The sequence below is a fragment of the Xenorhabdus stockiae genome (assembly GCF_002632825.1).
GTDB classification, from domain to species: domain Bacteria; phylum Pseudomonadota; class Gammaproteobacteria; order Enterobacterales; family Enterobacteriaceae; genus Xenorhabdus; species Xenorhabdus stockiae.
On the sequence record NZ_NJAJ01000002.1, the window covers coordinates 99,136 to 118,163 of the forward strand.

Consider the following 19,028-nt stretch of genomic DNA (forward strand, 5'->3'; position numbering starts at 1 on the left):
TATGGCAAACTATCAAAACCTCTTAGTTGCAATTGATCCGAATCAGGATGATCAGCCAGCGTTAAGACGCGCGGTATATATCGTGCAACGTAATGGTGGCCGGATTAAAGCTTTCTTACCTATTTATGATCTTTCATACGATATGACCACGCTACTTTCTCCTGAAGAAAGAAACGCTATGCGTAAAGGTGTTATTGGTCAACGAATCGCTTGGATAAAACAACAGGCGCATTACTATCTTGAATCCGGGATTGATATTGAAATCAAGGTAGTCTGGCATAATCGTTTTTATGAAGCGATTATTCAAGAAGTTATCTCCGGTAAGCATGATTTGTTATTAAAGATGGCACATCAACATTCCCTGCTGGAATCGATAATCTTTACGCCACTTGACTGGCATTTGTTGCGTAAATGCCCTTGCCCTGTCTGGATGGTAAAAGATCAGATATGGCCGGAGAAAGGTTCTGCTGTTGTTGCCGTCAATTTATCAAATGAAGAATCCTATCATAATGAACTTAATCTGAAGTTAGTTGATGAAACACAGGATCTTGCCAACAAAATTGTGAAAGAACCTTTGATTCATCTGGTCAGCGCCTACCCTGCGGCCCCTTTAAACATCGCAACAGAACTCCCTGACTTTGATCCTAATGTATATAACCGAGCATTACGTGGTCAGCATTTGGTCGCAATGAAAGAGCTAAGACAAAAATTTTGTATTCGTGAAGAGCAAACTCACGTTCAGGAAGGTTTACCGGAAAACGTCATTCCTGAAATTTGTGATGAACTCAATGCAGGAGTGGTCGTTTTAGGTATTCTTGGCCGTACTGGTTTATCTGCCGCATTTCTTGGTAATACTGCCGAACATGTGATTGGCCGATTGAAATGTGATTTGTTGGCAATTAAACCAGACGGCTTTGTTTGCCCGATTAATGTGGATGAAGAATAGACAACCCCGCCGCTTGCGGCGGGAAAGACCTTGTTTAGTATTTTGTGTAATCGCCATTTCCAATTAAACATGACCGTCTAAACGGTCACCAAATTCAATCATAAAACGACTCATCGCAAGACGCCAATCTTGGATAGGCATAGTCCATTTTTTAGACGCCGCTTGAATCGCCAACCAGACCACCTTTTTCACCGAATCATCCGACGGGAAGATTTTGCGTTTCTTGATAGCATGCCGAATGACACTGTTTAGCGATTCGATGGCATTCGTCGTGTAAATCACCTTCCGGATTTCAGTTGGATAGGCAAAAAACGTGGACAAATTATCCCAGTTTTCTCGCCAGCTACGGCTAATTTGTGGATAACGCCCATCCCATTGTTCAGCAAAAGCGTCCAAAGCTTGTAACGCTATTTCTTCTGTTGGGGCCTGATAAATCTGCTTGAGATCTTTGACAACCGCTTTGGCATCTTTCCAGGATACATAGCGCAGGTTATTACGTATCATGTGGACAATACACAACTGCACCCGAGTCTGTGGATAAACGGTATTAATCGCTTCCGGAAACCCTTTTAACCCGTCCACACACGCGATAAAAATATCTTTCAGTCCCCGGTTATAGAGGTCTGTCAGTACGCCAAGCCAGAACTTCGCTCCTTCATTCTCGGCCAGCCATAAGCCCAGCAGTTCCTTGTGACCTTCGGTATTAATGCCTAACGCGATGAAGACCGATTTATTGATAATCCGGTTATCCTGACGCACTTTAACCACCAGGCAGTCCAGATAAACAATCGGATACAAGCTGTCCAGGGGGCGGCTTTGCCACTCAATGACCTGCTCTTTGACCGCATCGGTCACTTTGGCAATCAGTGACGGTGAAACTTCAGCATCATAGAGTTCTTTGAACGCGCTGGCGATATCGCGAGTGGTCATTCCTCTGGCGTACAGGGCCAGTATCTGGCTGTCCATGCCCGTAATCCGCGTTTGATTTTTCCTGATGATTTGGGGTTCAAAGGTACTTTCACGATCGCGGGGAATTTGCAGCGCCAGTTCGCCTTCTTCAGTCATTAGCGTTTTAGCAGAGTAGCCATTTCGGGTATTAGAACCCGTTTTGGGTTGGTGTTTTTCATGGCCCAGATGTGCGGCCAGTTCGGCTTGAAGGGCCGTTTCCACGGTCAGTTTTTTGAGGAAACGGGAGAGCTGACTTAAATCTTCGGGCGTTTTGAGATTTTTAGCCAGCTCAGTAGCCAGGGCTTGTAACTGTTTCTCGTCCATCTTTTCACCTGTTTTAGTTGATAAATTAAACATATCAAAAACAGGCAATTACACAAATTTAGAAACAGGGTCGCGGGAAATGAGTTCCTGTGAAATATTATGCTCGTCTGGCTGATATAACTCGTCAGAAATTCAAATTTCTGGCTGCATTTCTCAAACGTTCATCTCCACGTCGATCATATTTTTGAGTTGTTGTGATGCTTGAGTGCCCCATCGCATCTTTGACTGTGACAATATCTTCACCATTATCCAGCATGGCTGAAGCAAAAGTTCTGCGTAGATCATGCGGAGCAAATTTTTCTATCCCGCTTTCAATTCTGCGATTTTCTAATATATGATAAATAGCCTGATCTGAAAGACGACTATCTGTCACATCATCATGACGCCGGATACGAGTAAATAATGGGCCGGCATGATCACCGCGGACTTCATCTATCCAACGATTTAATCGTCTCCATGTTCCTTCCGGCATATAAGATAAACGTTCTTTATTACCTTTTCCCATTACCCTTAATGCCTGCTCACGATAAATAATACTTTTCATATCTAATGAAACAATTTCTGATCGGCGCAGACCACACCCCACCAAAACGCCAATAATAGCTGCATCACGTAAACCTTTTGTACTGATATCATCTTCACAGGCATAAAATAAATTTTTAATCTCATGTCGCTCAAGTGCCCGCCCTTTCGGTAAACGATTTCCCCTGACAGACCGTACTTGTTTGATGTGCTGAAAACTATCGGTATCAAGTTGTTTCATCGTCCATGCTTCTAAAGCAACACCTTTCAGAGCTGAAAGATAAGTATTAATTGTTGCCGGAGCTTTTCCGGAATCAGAGAGCATTTCCATTACAGCCTGTATATGATGTCGCCGCAAATCACCCCATGAACAATCCCGCACATTCTGATACCCCAACATTTTTGCCACAATATTAAGGAATGATTTCATTGTCTGTCGGCTTCGTTTTGATCCCAAACTGACAAGATAGGCAATAGCCGGATTGTCATATACCTGATTACCAGATACCGATATTGACATGACCATTCCCTGATTTTTTTGCTCGCCGGAAAGCACAATCAATGATTGTTTCTCTGTATTTTTTTCATCTTCATTGTGCATAAACTGTTCCCTGATCCCAATATTTATTGATTGCTCTACGTAAAAAGTGGGGTTAATGACCCACATCATTTTATTGCTCAAACCTTACTTTTTCAAATGTATATTTTAATAAGTAGAAGAATAAAGAAGCAGGAATTAATGTAAGATTGTTGTGCAGGAACAATAAAGTTTGTACATAAGGAATAGCTTATTACACATAACATTTTGATATTATTGATATAAAATTATCAAAAACTGCTAAATCAATGTTTGAATGAAATGCCTACTATAGCAACTAACTTTAAGATGCTTGGAATTAGAGTCTGGAAATTATCGGTCATCCGAGTAACCAACTCCATCTGGATAGCTTCAATTCCTTGCAAATTGAGTACTCCCATAATCTTAAGGCGGAGGCCACTCTGGCTGGTTCCCTTCCGTGTTTCATTCAATAATTGTAGTCAAGATAAAAATGGGATTTATATTCAATTAGATTAAAAAATCTTCCCGAATAGAACATTCGAGACACTGTAGTCCGATAAGTTTCCTATTGAAACCAAATCGCAACTACGTGTCTCTGAGTTAGCTATTCTTAAACAATTCGAAAGGTTTTCCTACTTCGTAATTGCCTTAACTTGCAATCGATATGTAATCAATGATGCAAGTTCAGCCAGCGGCTTATCACTTAACAACAATTCCAGCGGAATATCCAAACGTAATTGATTGTTGATTTTTTGTGCCAACATTAAACCATTCAATGAATCAATACCGTTGTTAGTCAAAGGTAGGTCGGGATGGAATACTTCTGTTGACGTCCCAACAATCTCACCACAAAAGGTTTGTAGCAAGCTAACGACATCATCCAGATCACTCACTGCAAGCGCCGCTTCTATGGGTAAAGTCTGAACCACATTTTCTTGCTGAACATCACGCAATAACGGTAGGTGACGCATCTGGCTGGACAGTAAATTTGACCAATTCGTCAAGAATGGCACCAGTTGCGGCTCAATCCGTGCAAACAAGCGCTCTAAAACAGCTAATCCCTCCTCTGAGCCAAATGGCTGTAAGCCACTATTTTCCAATATTGGCAGCGTTCGGCTATCCTGCAAAGCGATCCCCGCTTCCCATGGCCCCCAATTAAGGCTTAACGCAGGTAAACCTTGCTGACGCCGTAAACAGGCCAGACTATCCAACATAGCGTTAGCCGCTGCGTAAGATGCCATACCCGGTAAAGCCAATAATGCCCCCAACGAGGAAAACATAACAAAATGCTCTAAAGGTGCATCAGCCAACGCTTGATGCAATGTCCAGGCAGCTAATGCTTTAGTGGCAAATACTCTATCAAACGCCTCGGGGCTGAGTTCACGATATCCCTGATCTTCAACATGCGCAGCGCAATGAATCACCCCACGCAGCGGCTGGCTGGCTTGTTGTCGATACTCAGCCAAACAAATGCGGGTCCTTTCCACATCACCGAGATCAACCGGCAGATAATTAGCCTCTATCCCTTGTTGATGTAGCATTTCCAATAACTTTTGATCAGCCGCATCAAGGGCAAGGCGACGCCCAATCAATAACAAATGTTGAGCACCATGTTGTACCATCCAGGGAATCAATTGACGCCCAATATCACCAAAAGCACCAGTCAGCAGATAGCAGCCATCTGGACGAAAACGCACTGATGGTAGCGCGGGTATTTCAGGTAATGGCACAAGGCGTAGCACATAACGCTGGTCATGGCGCAGAGCTAATTGATCCTCGCCATCACCTATCAATAGCGCGTCCCACCATTTGGCTGGAGCCGTGATACTGTCAATATCCAGTAATCCACCCCATAATGCGGTTGCTTCTTGTTGACCAATAACTCGCATCATTCCCCATAATGCAGCGGCAAATGGATCGGGCTGATCCTGCTCGGTAATTTGATGAGCACATTGAGTCACTATCCACAAACGTGGTTTTATCGACCGTTCGGCCAGCGCTGCACACAAATGTATCAACGAATGATAAGCCATCCGCGGAGCCTGCAACGGCCAGAGGATCAGGAGCCTTTCGGTTTCAACAGGAAGAGTATCAACTAATTCTTGAATTTTCTGATAACTGTCAGGCAGACCAGAATACAACGAGGCACATCCACCACGGCGTTGCAACGCATCAACTAACTCTTCTGCCAGAGCGTTTTCACCCCCAAGGATAGCCCATTGCGTCACAGACTCTGTTGATGGCTGAGCGGGCAGTTTACGCCACTGTGGTTGGCCGACAACCAGATTGTGCAGTTTGGCAGACAAGCTGTTTTTTCTATTACCAACAAGCTGAACGCAAAACCCGCTGATCTGACAAAGCAACATACCGCTATCAGTATAGACGTCAATATCACCAATCCATTGTTGTTGCGTCTGCTTAGTATTTCGGGCATGGGCATGAACCCGACCTGACAATTTACCATTGATACGCAAATGCTGAATACTGACCGGGATACGGAACTCGTTGGCAGGAATTGGCGCGTGAACATCAGCAGACTGAATCGCCAACAATGATTGGAAGATGCCATCCAAAGCCGCTGGGTGAAAATTCATTCCCTCCGGTGCAGGTGGTAATTCAATCTCACAGATTGTTTCTTCTTTACCAACAAACGCATGGCGCAGAGTACAAAAAATACCACTATAACTGAAATGTAGATGTTGAAATGCCTGATACAACATCTCTTGGTTCCACATGCAAGGATAGCGATCACTTACCGCTAATGGAGGAATAGCACAAGCAGTAGCACCTGGTACAACAATGTTCACCTGTGCACTGGCTGCAAGTTGGTAATGTACACTCTCATCCAGATTACGGGTAATGTGTACTTGCACTTCCATTCGCTGGCGATCTAGCTGTGTCTTTAACCTGAATTCTATGCCTGGCTCTAGCAGTAAAGCCGATTGCAACACAATATTATCAAGCGCTAATCCAACGTCAGGAAAACAGATACGAGCCGCAGCCAACATGATTTCAATATAGCCCGCAGCCGGAAACATTGCATTTCCCATGACAACATGATCGAGTAACCAAGGCACTTGTTCTACAGCCAACTCAGCTTGCCAACTCTCGCTGCCCGGCTGAGCTTCGCCCAATAATATACCGCTCAATATACGTAATCGGCGGCGACGGCTAATCTCTGGTTCATGCCAATAAGATTGCTGATGCCAGGAGTAAGTGGGTAGATCAATTGGGCAAGCGGTAGGCATCAGAGTCCGCCAGTCCGGTTCAATCCCAGCTTCAAACAGCTGCCCTAACAGTTGTGGCCAGTTCTGCCCTGAGCGACAAGCAAACACCTGTCCTCGATAAGGCTGGCTCCAATCCTTTAATCCTGCACTCAGTAGTGATTTAGGTGAAACTTCCAGAAAATGGTGGAAACCCGCTTTGAGCATGTTTTCTACCGCATCGTCAAAACGGAGTGACGAGACGACATTGTCAGCCCAATGCTCGGGACTCAACTTTCCATTAATCAACTCCCCGGTGACTGATGAAAACACTGGCAACAAAGGTTCTGCCGCGGGAACGGTTGCCGCATCCGCAGTCAACCCAGCCCTGATTGACTCTATATAATGGGAATGAGAAGCAATTCTATAATTGAGCCAACTACTGGCAATACGCTGCTGCTTTAAGCGCTCAGCAACAGCGGTTAATTCACTTATAGGCCCAGACAGTAAGCAACGATTGATACTATTACGCCCTGCTATCACCACGGCAGGCTCGGCACCGGGGGCAGACAAATGAGGCAATATCTGCTCAACTGTTGCCGCCACGATTAATAATCCGCCGCCTTTATTCAACACACGTTCCAGATAATGATAACGCTGATGTAACAGTGTCAGTGCCTGCGTCAGATCATAAATTCCCGCCAGATAACAAGCCGCCATTTCACCGGAACTATGACCAAGTAACGCCGCTGGTTTGAACCCCCACTTCTGCAACTGCGCAGCCATTGAGATTTGTACAGCAAACTGCATTGGCGGCTCTATCAGTTCATCGGCAGAGCTCAATGCCGCATATAAGGAAGGTGCAGAAAATCCCGTCCAAATTGCCTCACAACGCTCGAATTGTTCAGTAAATTCGGGAAATCGCTGAAACCAAGCGATAGAGTCTTGCCAATCTTCACTGCCAATACCCGCAAATATCCAAGCCAGACGATCAACTTTTTTATTGTTATGCTCCGACGACACATTCAGATTAGTCAACCGCTGTCGCAACTGTTCTCGGTTACTGAATGCGATCCCCTTACGTAACGGAAAACAGTGGCGAGTCGTCGCCAAGCTATAGCACAAATCATCAAGGGCGATATCTGGCTGCTGTTGCAGCAAATCAGAAATGCTCTGAGCTTGTTGCTTCAGAGAAAACTCAGACTGCGCAGACAATGGCAGCATGAAAGCTTGCCCTTGCGTCGTTCGAAGTTGTACGGAAGATTCTGCATTATTACTTAACACCACATGGACATTCGTTCCGCCAAAACCAAAGGAATTCACCCCTGCTATTACTTTTCTTTCAGGCAATGGAGTTAACTGCTGTGGAACTTGCAATCCCAACTCAGTAAAACGAATGTGGCGGTTAGGCGGCTCGGCATGTAAATTGCCCGGTACCTGTCCTCGTTGTAAACACAATACCGCTTTAATTAATCCAGCAATGCCCGCCGCAGCTTCCGTATGACCAATTACGGATTTACACGCACCAATCAACAATGGGCGGTCTGTTGGTTCGGGCCGACAGACCAGCCCCAGTGCTTCTGCTTCTATCGGATCACCCACCCCAGTCCCAGTACCATGAGCCTCAATATAATCAATCTCTTCCGGGGAAATCCCCGCCTGAGCACAGGCCATCCGAATCACTCGTTGTTGTGCGGTGCTACTCGGCTGAGTAATCGTGGGAGTGCGACCATCTTGATTGGCAGCTGAACCGTGGATCACCGCCAAAACGGGATCGCCATCCTGTAAAGCTGCATTCAAAGGTTTCAGCAAAACAGCACCGACTCCTTCACTACGCACATAACCATCAGCGTTAGCTGAAAAGCTATGACAGCGGTTGGTTAATGATAGAAAACCAGTACGGCTTTCTACTATCGAAAAATCAGGCATCAACATTAACTGGCTGCCACCCGCTAGCGCCAGTTGTGATTCTCCGCGCCGCAAACTTTCACAAGCCAAATGGACCGCTAACAGGGACGATGAACAGGCGCTATCAATAGTCAAGGATGGTCCTTGAAAATCAAACGCATGGGATATCCGGTTTGACAACATGGTTCCCATTGCACCGGTTGAGGTATAACCGGTAGCCTGACGCAAATCAGTAAATTGCAGGTGCATATAATCATGAGTGAAAGCACCGATATAGACACCAACCGCCTGACCCGCCAACGATTTTGGCGCTATTCTCGCCCGTTCCAGCGTTTCCCATGTCACCTGCAACATCAAACGATGCTGTGGATCGATAAAAGGCGCTTCTGTATTACTGATATCAAACACCGCCGCATCGAAACCGGTAACATCAGTGATAAATCCGCCTTCTCGCGCCACCATTTTCCCCGGAAAATTGCGATCTCGGGAACTATAAGCCTGAGTTGACCAGCGTTCAGGGGGGACTGGAGTAATTGCGTCACTTGAACTACACAACAGCTGCCAGTATTCTTCTGGAGAGCTAACACCTCCCGGGAAACGGCAACTCATACCGATAATGGCAATCGGCATATTATCGCTTCTCATCATATTAATATCCATAATGGTATTCTTTGCTCCGATTAGTTGTTTGCCAGATCATCGTGTTTACTTATCAACACCAAGTCGTCGGACTGGGAATACATTTTGGCGGATGAGGTGGTAACCCCGGTGTCATCAATGACTGATAGCTGATGCCCGTATTGAGTAACTGATAACGCAAACCACTTGGGCAGGTGGTGGCTCCATCCATTGCCTGAGTGATATCAATTGTCACCCCAAAAGCGACATTAACCGGTTGCAATGTATTGTCAGCCGCAGTACGGATGATACGTAATGGCGATCCACCACAAACTTGCAGATGGTTATTACCGACTTCACTCACCCGAATCACCATAAAATTACAATATCCTCGATAATTCAGATCGGTGTCTGGCGGCTGGTTGGAGATAATCCAATATTGATCACTTTGCTTTTCAATGATTTTGGCATTAGATAACAGGCTGTAGCCGTTATCAGTGAATACCTGACGCAACTCTTTTGAGACGGTGCCACTATTTAATGAACTCATCAGCTCAAGCGCCGCACTGAATAAAGGTACACCTGTTAACTTATTGCCTGTTTCCTCAAACGGTAAAGCCACCGCGCCATTGGTCAGATTAGCGCCGGTCAATTTAGCTTCCGTAAAGATAGTGCCTTGAATTGAAGCAAAGGCCAGAGATGCCGGCTTCAGACCTTCGGTGGGTTCTAACATTGCCTTGCTGAAATCAGTATTCACCAGACTAGCATAGGACAAATTCGCACCAAACAATCGAGCCTGAGTGAAATTCATTGTCGCTAAGTTAGCATTCGACAAATTGACCTGTTCCAAATTGGCGTTATCGGCTCTGGCGTTACTGCCGTACCAATGAGCGCCAGACATATCAACTGCGTACAGATTAGCGCCAGTCAGGATAGCATTAGGCATAAATGTGTTGGCAAGAATTGCCGCATTACCGCCATTATCTTGCGCAACGTTTAATTGCCCATCCTGATAGTGAATAAATAACGGTTTACCATCATGTTCCACCAGCCAGTTCTGGCCCGGCTGACGAACCAACACCTCTGCCTGACCATTAACCAATATCTTTCCCTGATACAACATTTGACGTAACCGTTCAGGCAGTTGCTGATTATCCAGTGTCTGAGCATCGGCTTTATCCAAATGTGTCACTGTGGATAAAGCACCAAATTGAGCACCAGTTAAATTAACATTCTCCAGACTCGCATTAGATAAATTCGCGCCAACTAAAGAGACATTCCCCAGAACAGTAGCACCGGCCAGATTAGCACCGACCAGAACTGCGCCATTCAGTGACGTAAAATCCAGATTTGCCTTTTTCATCGACGCCATCAGGAATATGACTTGATCCAGCTTCTGGCGGCTCAGATTAACGCCATCCATCTGCGCCTGAGTAAAATCTGTTTTAGCGGTAATCGTGGCATCAACCAAGTTCATCTTTGTCAGCACCGTCGCTAATAAGGTACTGTCGCTGAGGTTAAGCTGGCTATAACCGGTGGTTAACGATAACCGTGCGTTGGTCAGATTTGCGCCACTGAAATTAACATGATTGATATTCGCCCCGGTAAAATCCGTCCCCACTAACGTGGCTTGACTAAAATTCGAGGTCTGCAAAGTGGTATTCTGCAAATTCACCAACGTCATGATCGCCGCGGTAAAATTGCAGGAAGCCAGACTAGCTCCGCTGAGATCAACATTAACCAGATTCGCCTGAGATAAATCAGCATTCTCCATTATTACAGAAGGTAGCAACGCTCCAGAGAAATCCGCACCGGGCGCTTTTAGACGATTCAATATCGGCTTACCACCACTGCTCTTACAGCCACGGAAAATGGCGTTCGGTAGCTCAGCGTCAGGCATATTGGTATCACTACCGACGATACACTTTTCAAAAAGCGCATTTTTACCATGAATATGCGTTAGATCAGTCTTGCTTAAGTCACAACCATTAAAATTACAATCATCAACTTTGATATTAGTTAAATCAGCATCAAGCAATGTCGAACCATGCAGGTCAGCATTGGACAAATCGACGGCCATCATCACCATTTCATTCAAATTCTCTTTAGCGAGATAAGCAAAACGCAGATCGGCTCCCATTGCTCCCCATTCTTTGAGGAATTCCAGGTCCTTTGTCACGGTAGTACGAGTAAATTGGGCTGACAGAGGCGGACTGCCAGTGACTGCCTGCCAAATCAGCCCAGATTGTTGTGCCACCAAATAACTGTCACCACTGCTACTGATACGACGCAGGCGAAATCCAGATCCTCCAACCTCTTCCAACTGGATCTCAGCAACCGTACCAGTGCGCGGTTGATTAGCTTGAGGAGTATTTCCGCTCGCGGCCAGGTATTGACCATTGCCAGCCTGTAACCAAAAGCTAGTTATGCCATAAGCATTAATCATTTGATTTATCGCCCCTGATTGCTTGGCTGACAGCCTAAGCGTACCATCCTCCTGAACAGTAATCAGTTGGCCAGAAGCCGCTGCAAATTGCCATTTACCGGCAAAAGATCTGGATTCATTCATGTCATTATCCTATTGATTTAACTATATAAGTCTTTCCAGCTCTACCGGCCTGACCACCCTTGGCGCTAATACCGCCAGTGCCAACTCCCCCATTGGGTGCATGTGAACCATCACCATTTACCCCCCCGCGCCCAGCAATCCCCCCTGCGCCACCTGGCTGTCCGACGCCGCCATCCCCGCCATCAGAGGTGGCAGATATTGGTTTCGGTAAGCTAGTCTGGATGTAGCTGACCCAAACATTACCGCCATCGCAGCCAGCCCCACCATTGCCGCCATTTCCACCATTGCCACCGTTACCGCCGATACCACCCGGCTTCCCTGACGATAATGAACTACCACGGCCACCATTACCGCCATCACCACCATTACCGCCATCACCACCATTACCGCCATCACCCGCTTTACCACCATTACCACCTTTACCACCACTATTACTAATACGCACCTCGCTCTGCACGTCAAAACGATGACAACGCAGGGCAAACCACCAGCCAGAACCTGCTTGACCATCCAGGCCATTCAGACCGGGTTGACCATCACTACCATTGCCACCGGCAGTGGGTGGCTTGCCTCGAGAGCCATTCAGACCATCAACCCCCCGTTGACCATCAGCGCCATTGGCTCCATCGGTACCATTCACGCCATTAGTACCCAAAATTTGAATATCTACGACCATGACTCCCCCTTGCGGTTATTGTTTTTTGCCGTTGACATAAATTGTGCCTACGGCACCTGCTTTTCCGGCAGTTCCTGCGCTCCCCGGTGTACCATTTTTACCTGTGTTACCACTGGAATAACCACTACCGCCGACGCCGCCGACACCACCGATACCACCATTGCCACCATTACCACCTTCGCCGCCAAGTACATAGGCTTTAAAGTCTGCGTCCTCTTCTTTGACGTAAGTAAAATAGATGTTACCACCATTACCGCCGGCACCAGCATTGCCGCCGGCACCACCATTGCCACCATTACCGCCACTACCGCCGTATCCAGCCCTGCATTCGCGGGTAGAGCCACCGCCGTTACCACCGTTACCGCCGTTACCACCGTTACCACCATCACCACCGCTACCACCGTTACCGCCTTGTGTCCACAACTTTACAAAGCCTTTGATGATACCGGTTGTAATATTGACATCCCCTGCATCCTCTCCTTTCTCGCCGTCACTTCCACTGGCGCCATCAGTACCACTGCTACCCGCAGTACCTGACGTAGCCTCCATTGCACAGGAGTATTTATTATCTTTACCGGGGTTACCATTACTGCCGTCTTTCCCATTGGAGCCATTGTTTCCGCTCCCGCCATTGCCTCCGTTCCCTCCAATATCTACAAAGTTCGAGTTATTATTATTTTTATGCCAGGTATCAACTATGATTATTTCGTTCGCCTGAATCCTGCAATTGGTGAAAGAAATAATACGACCGCCAGGTTGAATTGTTATCTTATTAAAATTTATGCCAACAGGTTCTCCGTGACTCTCTTTACTTTTAATAATCAATGGATTACTGGCAGTAATAACGATATCTTCACCACTGTATAACGCGATTTTCATCGGGAAACGTTTAGCGTTCAGAATATCTTCATAATCTTTGACCAAAGGAGAATAACCATAGATATAAGCGCGGAAAGCTTTACATATATCAGCATGATTACCGGTGACATTTGCCAACCGTTCAGCAGAATAGGGTTCAGGTAGCGGATGGTGGGGTTCCATTCCGCCTGGTCCATACTCACTGTCAGGCACACCCCCAAGTTCCTTCAATTCTTGTATGGTTTGTACGGTAAAAAACGCGGGTGGCACAGTGGCAATTATCGGGTCGTTAGAAAATATCACCGGCCCGTCAAAGTCCGAAGTGTTCAATTGCTTTGGCTGTCGCCCGGTACCGGTCAAATGATAATGCTCACGCAATTCAGCCAAAGTTTCGTTAACCGTTTTCATTTTATTCATGGGAATTCTCCTGAGTTTTGGTATAAATTTGTACGTTTAGAATCACAGAGGCGTCACATATCAGTTGTCCACCTTGCTTAAGCGCCAAAGTGTCAACCACCACCACTATCGGTCTTGAAGTTGGATTGCTTATGTTCAGAACCCCGTCATCAGCAATCTCCAGTTCAGCAATCGCAAAAACATCAACAGTTGCCGGAAAGGATATCGGCGCTTCAACAGAGGGGATACCAGAAAGGGTCAATAGCTCAGATGCTGACGACACTTCTGCCGTATAAGAAGGAGCCAGTGACTGTGGGTCGTCAGGCCGTAAAGAGCCTTGCGACGAAGATGCAACAACGACTTTCTCCGTTACATCGCTCTCTGGGATACCTAATAATTGCAAAACCGCTTTAAATCCTGAGCTATAATTTTTTAATGGCATAATTGTCTCCGGAAAACTGTAAGCAGAAATAATCTGCTGATTATCGCCATCCACGGTGCAAATAACTGGGTAACAGGTACTAACATCATTAATGATGAAATAACCATTTTCATTGATAGTTTCGATCGTTGCCTTGTTACTAAGAGGGTGTTTGTTGTCAGCAAAAACTGCGCGGATTTTATCCATATCGTGTTGCTGGAATATCGGTAATTGTTCGATACCCAGATCGAATATGGGTGTAGTTGGCGTCCACTGGCTGATCTGTGGTTGGGTACGTTGATTTTCACCCAAGAATTTGCCGTAATTCATCGCCACCAGAGTACGGAACGAATCTATCGCCAGATGTCCAGCAACAATATGCTGGCGTTTAGCTGGATCAGGCACTAATGTCGAATCAGGGACAGTTACCAGGAAAGTACCGTCAGGATTATAGATATCAAGGATATAATCCGTTGGATCCCGCCCTTCGTTACGGTATGACAAGACATAAATATATCCCTTCGCCTCAACCGCAATATCCAGATACCTAATCCCGGCTGGCTTATTCAGTGGCATATAGGACAGATAATCCGCTAGCGTAATCTGAGCAGGATTCGTTGCATTAAGAGTTAACAGCCAGGATCGAGCGCTGCTAAGATCATCAATTTGCCATTTGACACCTTGACCGATAGCGATAACCCGTACATTACTCAAATCGTTATATACAGATACCGTTTGTCCCTGAGCGGTCAACGTGTAAGTCGCGGGTTTCTGCGGATCATTTACGAACCAGCTCTGCCCTTGCTGTATCACGTCAACTGTTGTGCTGCCAACTGGGTCAATATTACCGTCTGCGGTCTGGTTATAACTTAGATAGATCCCATCTTGCGCAAAGGTGGCAATAATCTGCTCGTCCAGTACTCCAGCATTCAGCGAACGTATAAAGTTTGGATAACTGTTACTGAACAGGAATGTCAACCCCTGCTCACGAAATGCTTGTTGTAATGCCGGGGAAAACTCCTGAGCATCCAGTGTTGCCTGATAATCAGCGGTAGCAAGTTGAAACAGTGTTGCACCCGCAAAACTCGGGAATGGGTTCCCTTTAGTATCAAACGCCTGAATACGGGTATTGATTGTCTCCAATAATAGTATGCGGCCATCTGGTGCTACGGTTAGGGCAATTGGCCCATGGGTTAGCCCTTGCCGATTCCCTTCTCCAGAGACAATCTGTGCCGCTGGAGCCTGATCATCCGGATAGCCCTGATCACCCAATGCCAAGATCTGCATCTTGCTATATTGCCAACTGACAGCAATGACATAGCCGCTCGGGTGAACCACCATCGCATCAAGATGTGGAATGGTGAAAGTCCCCCACGAAAGCGGATTATCCGTCAAACCAAAATTATGGCTGCCATCACGCAGGTCCACCCGACGTAAGTGATATTCACCAAACCGTGAATCAATAATAAAGTTATAAGGCGTGATGGTTTTTTTGTCCGGTCCTTCGCCAAAACTGTTATAACTGATCAGTGGTTGTACTTTGAAACCTAACGCAGATAATTTCAGACGCTCATTCAACGACTCGTTGCTCAAAGTGGAAATGTTTTGCAACACGTACATCTGGCCGCTATTGGGTGGGCTTAATGGATCTTCCAGTGGAATATCCTGACCAGAAGCCTGATAACAATAACCAACCTGATAATCTGAATTCAGGATTGTCATATTGACCAGCTTGCAGATGTTATTGCCTACATTGCTACAATTGGTTGAAGACTGGGTTTCCAACGGCACGCTGCCTTCAATCCACTGGTACTCTTTTTTACCGCTATCGTAAGACAGCTGTTGCCAATATTCGTATTGAGTCACCTGAGTCAGCGGCACCAACATCTCTTTTATATTACCCCTGACGCGCATGATGCCTTCATTAGGGTCATCTGGCTGCGCATTCAGCAGCTCACTGGTATAGCTCCCCGCTAACCAGCCAGTGGCTGAATAGACATTAGCCTTGATTTTGAGTGTTCCACCCCAGCCAATCGAATTGAAATTAAAAGATAGTGGTGTATTGGAACCTGTCGCGGGTAATGGAATAGTCTGGGTATAGTAGGTGCCGTTGGTATATTCAACGGTCACCTGACACTGTACTGCCACCGGCGGCCAGATTGCGGTTTCCGGACGGCCCACTTCACCATGAGCAGGATCAGGATGCAGAGTAAAAACAAGTGTCATCTGACGCTTGATATCCACTTCCAATGTGGCGGGCGAGGAAAGTAATTCATCCGTGGTTACAGCGATCTGTTCCCCATCAAGCGTAATCGCAGCTAGCCGGAACGTCCAACCCACCACCGGAACCGCCTGCGCAACCGCACTAGCTGCTATCTGGCTTGTAACATAAGTCGCTAACTTTTCCATCCCTTTTTCAGCCAGAATACCAATGGCAATATTGGCTAAACTGAATAGCACCTTTTTAGTATTGAATAACGGTGAACCGGTAGCGGCGCGACCAACAATCAATGGGAAAGCAATATTGGCCAGTATGGTAACGTTATCCTTATTAGAAATAAAAGCTTTATACCACTGGCTGTTAGTTACCATGGCCCCAGCTAACATCATCAGGGTCGGAATAGCGTATTGGAACATACCGGTCAAAATCACACCCGGCCAAACAATCGGGTTCTCCCACCGGGAGGTTCCCAGGCCGCCAAACAAAAATTTAGCTGCCTGGGCTTCAGCCGGCCAGAGCAAGCCAAAGTTAGTGGGATCCGTGGGCATCGGGATCCCCATGATCGTATTGACATTAGCCAATACACCCAGGGCCTTTTGTGATGGCGTTTCGAATAACGCAGCCAGCTCTTGAGGGAAATAAAACGGCCAATTACCGTCAACCTTTGGATTATCGATCGGCTGTTCCATCTTAGTGTCTTTAAAGAACTGAATATAGACACCTAGCTGACGTAAGTATTTGTTCTTAAAATCAATGGAAAAATTACTTTGGCTGCTATCGTAACGGATGCTGTCGGCATACACATCTATACCGTGATTAGGAGTACGGTTGGTGGCAGTCCAAATTTGCTTGGTGTCCGTGTCCCGCTTAACAGCCAATGCTGTTGCCTGATCTTTGAATTCAGCAACGTCCAGAGACGCACTTTGGCTGACACTCCAATTATGATTTTGCAGACGACCATCATTATGCGAAGTTTTCAGCGCATTAGATGCTGGCGAGCCAGAATAATTCTCCGTTTCATCCGATAGGTTATATTGCATCACCGGATCACCTTCGGCGAAAATCACCTGTCCGTCTTGACCTACCCAGTCAAATTCGTAAAACATTGCGCTGCCATCAGGGGCAACCAATTGGCCATAAGTGGCAAAACCACCTGTCTCTGTCGCGGGTCCCTGACTCGATATTGATATAGCCAGTTCATAAACTCGGTTATATTGCAGTGGGTCTATTGCCTGCGGTGGGGCAATATGTGCATTCATGACAATTGATGCTGCATAAGCCTGACTGTTAGACAATTCCGGATGGGAAAACACAATAGAGCAAGCAACATCCCACGGTGTTTTCACTTCATTAGTCGCAACCCACAAATCGCCGCAATTAATAGAATTTCGCGCTAAATGTTGGCTATTAACACCAAGAGAACTAAGTTTACCCGGCAAAACCATCTCTATATTATTTACTGCCAGTTTTTCTATGTTACGTTTGGCATAACGATGTAAATGAGCATTGGGAATATGATAAGAAAGATGATAAAGAACCGGTAATGAAGAACGATAAGGCCCGGATTTATCACCAACCACTTTAATTAGCGTAACGTGATGGGGTAAAAAACAGTGTTCAGGTACCTCCGCAAAATGGCTAATATTGTGTGAACCGTAACGCAGAACCATATCTATTGCAGGATTTTCTCCAGCTGCTCTGGCTAAACTTGACTCATCATGTTCTTGCAACAGTATATTATATTCACCAACCCAAAGGTTTAATTTACTGGATTGGGTATGTAAATGACTTTGAGCTAGGTCAAAATGTAGAATATGCGTTTTCATTTGGATTTCATCTCTCTAACTTACTATTTTCTTTATCAAAATAAATACTCAATAACCGTATAAATAATTCGGAGGAAAATTCCGGAAAAACAATCCCTATGAGAATGAATACATCCTCATATAAACTTATTTATTAAATGATAATTACCTTAAATTAAGTGGAAAAAGATTTATCTACTTTACAAAAATCAATTGAATATGACATTTAAGCTACACAATTAATAACAGATGGGATCATCCATATTGGCATGCACCGGGGTAATCATTTCAATCCCCTCTGCTTTCCTTTCCTGTTTAAATTCAACGCTTAAATACCCTTTATCACCCAGCAAACAGTCTTTTATCGAGCCGAGCACATCCCAGATTGCTTCACGCTCATTGATATTAGCGGGCATCAGTGTAAACCCGGTTATCACGCAGATTTCATTATCATGAGATGTCCTTTGAGCCGTAGTCAGTTTCGTTTTTGGCGGCCCATAATCGGCTTGTCCTTTGAAGTTGGCACAGCCTTTTGCTCTTTTGAATCCACAGATGAGCAGCGGAAATCCGTCGATAATATGTACCGGCGCTGTCGAGCGCCCCCAATAACCTCGCCAGCTTTTCTTGCAGTAGCCGAAAGATTCGAAATCTGTTTAGCGAAATTGGCGCGTGAACCTAGCCCCGGAAACCATTCGCGTCAGTGGCTATTAAAGTACGTCCAAATGCCTTTATCTGTTGAAAATACTAAAAATTCACCCACCACTTCCATCGTGATGGCTTCTGCATCGCTCAGTTTAGGCGGATATCCCCGGCTTCTGAATCGCCTACCTTGCTGTAACTGCGTTAAATTGTCATCTACCCAACAAAACATCCAAATGATAAAATCTTGCTGTGACATAGCCTTTTATTCCTTTATTTCTCTATTTTTGACGACTTAAAGTTATAAAGGAGCGGCTATGTCATTTCAACTCACCATAAAAGTCTAGCATCACGTTAGCATTAATGCGATTCAATTAAAGAAGATATTTATTAAAGATTATGTGACACATAGCTA

General features: G+C 45.7%; 8 protein-coding genes and 1 pseudogene. 1 reads left to right on the forward strand and 8 read right to left on the reverse strand.

The features are described 5' to 3' along the window. Nucleotide 1 precedes the first annotated feature (1 nt). On the forward strand, nucleotides 2-946 hold the full coding sequence (gene uspE, locus Xsto_RS00945) for a universal stress protein UspE (protein ID WP_099111632.1): 945 nt from the start codon (nucleotides 2-4) through the stop codon (nucleotides 944-946). 63 nt (nucleotides 947-1,009) lie between these two features. On the opposite strand, the gene Xsto_RS00950 is transcribed toward uspE, so the two are convergent. The 8 genes and pseudogenes from Xsto_RS00950 to Xsto_RS22785 form a co-directional block, all read right to left on the reverse strand. Beyond that, the gene (locus tag Xsto_RS00950) at nucleotides 1,010-2,218 is read right to left on the reverse strand and encodes an IS256 family transposase (protein ID WP_099123822.1); all 1,209 of its coding nucleotides are present in this window, start codon (nucleotides 2,216-2,218) and stop codon (nucleotides 1,010-1,012) included. Between the two features lie 124 nt (nucleotides 2,219-2,342). Then, nucleotides 2,343-3,260 carry a tyrosine-type recombinase/integrase gene (locus tag Xsto_RS00960; protein WP_422646196.1) on the reverse strand — a complete coding sequence of 306 codons (918 nt, stop codon included), beginning with the start codon at nucleotides 3,258-3,260 and terminating at the stop codon, nucleotides 2,343-2,345. A gap of 671 nt (nucleotides 3,261-3,931) precedes the next feature. Beyond that, entirely contained in the window at nucleotides 3,932-9,058 is a 5,127-nt protein-coding gene (locus Xsto_RS00965; RefSeq protein ID WP_169926570.1) for a type I polyketide synthase, read from the reverse strand. Between the two features lie 64 nt (nucleotides 9,059-9,122). Beyond that, complete coding sequence (locus Xsto_RS00970) at nucleotides 9,123-11,597, reverse strand: pentapeptide repeat-containing protein (protein ID WP_099123826.1); 2,475 nt, start codon at nucleotides 11,595-11,597, stop codon at nucleotides 9,123-9,125. Between the two features lie 4 nt (nucleotides 11,598-11,601). Continuing rightward, nucleotides 11,602-12,273, reverse strand: coding sequence for a collagen-like protein (locus Xsto_RS00975; protein WP_099123827.1), 672 nt, complete (start codon nucleotides 12,271-12,273; stop codon nucleotides 11,602-11,604). 15 nt (nucleotides 12,274-12,288) lie between these two features. Further along, the gene (locus Xsto_RS00980) at nucleotides 12,289-13,548 is read right to left on the reverse strand and encodes a hypothetical protein (protein ID WP_099123828.1); all 1,260 of its coding nucleotides are present in this window, start codon (nucleotides 13,546-13,548) and stop codon (nucleotides 12,289-12,291) included. After that, nucleotides 13,541-17,995 (reverse strand): C-type lectin-like domain-containing protein, encoded by a 4,455-nt coding sequence (locus Xsto_RS00985; RefSeq protein ID WP_099123829.1) that lies wholly within the window; start codon nucleotides 17,993-17,995, stop codon nucleotides 13,541-13,543. The genes Xsto_RS00980 and Xsto_RS00985 overlap by 8 nt, the downstream gene beginning before the upstream one ends. 227 nt (nucleotides 17,996-18,222) lie before the next feature. Further along, a pseudogene (locus Xsto_RS22785) lies at nucleotides 18,223-18,872 on the reverse strand (transposase); the annotation flags it as partial. Between the last annotated feature and the right edge of the window lie 156 nt (nucleotides 18,873-19,028).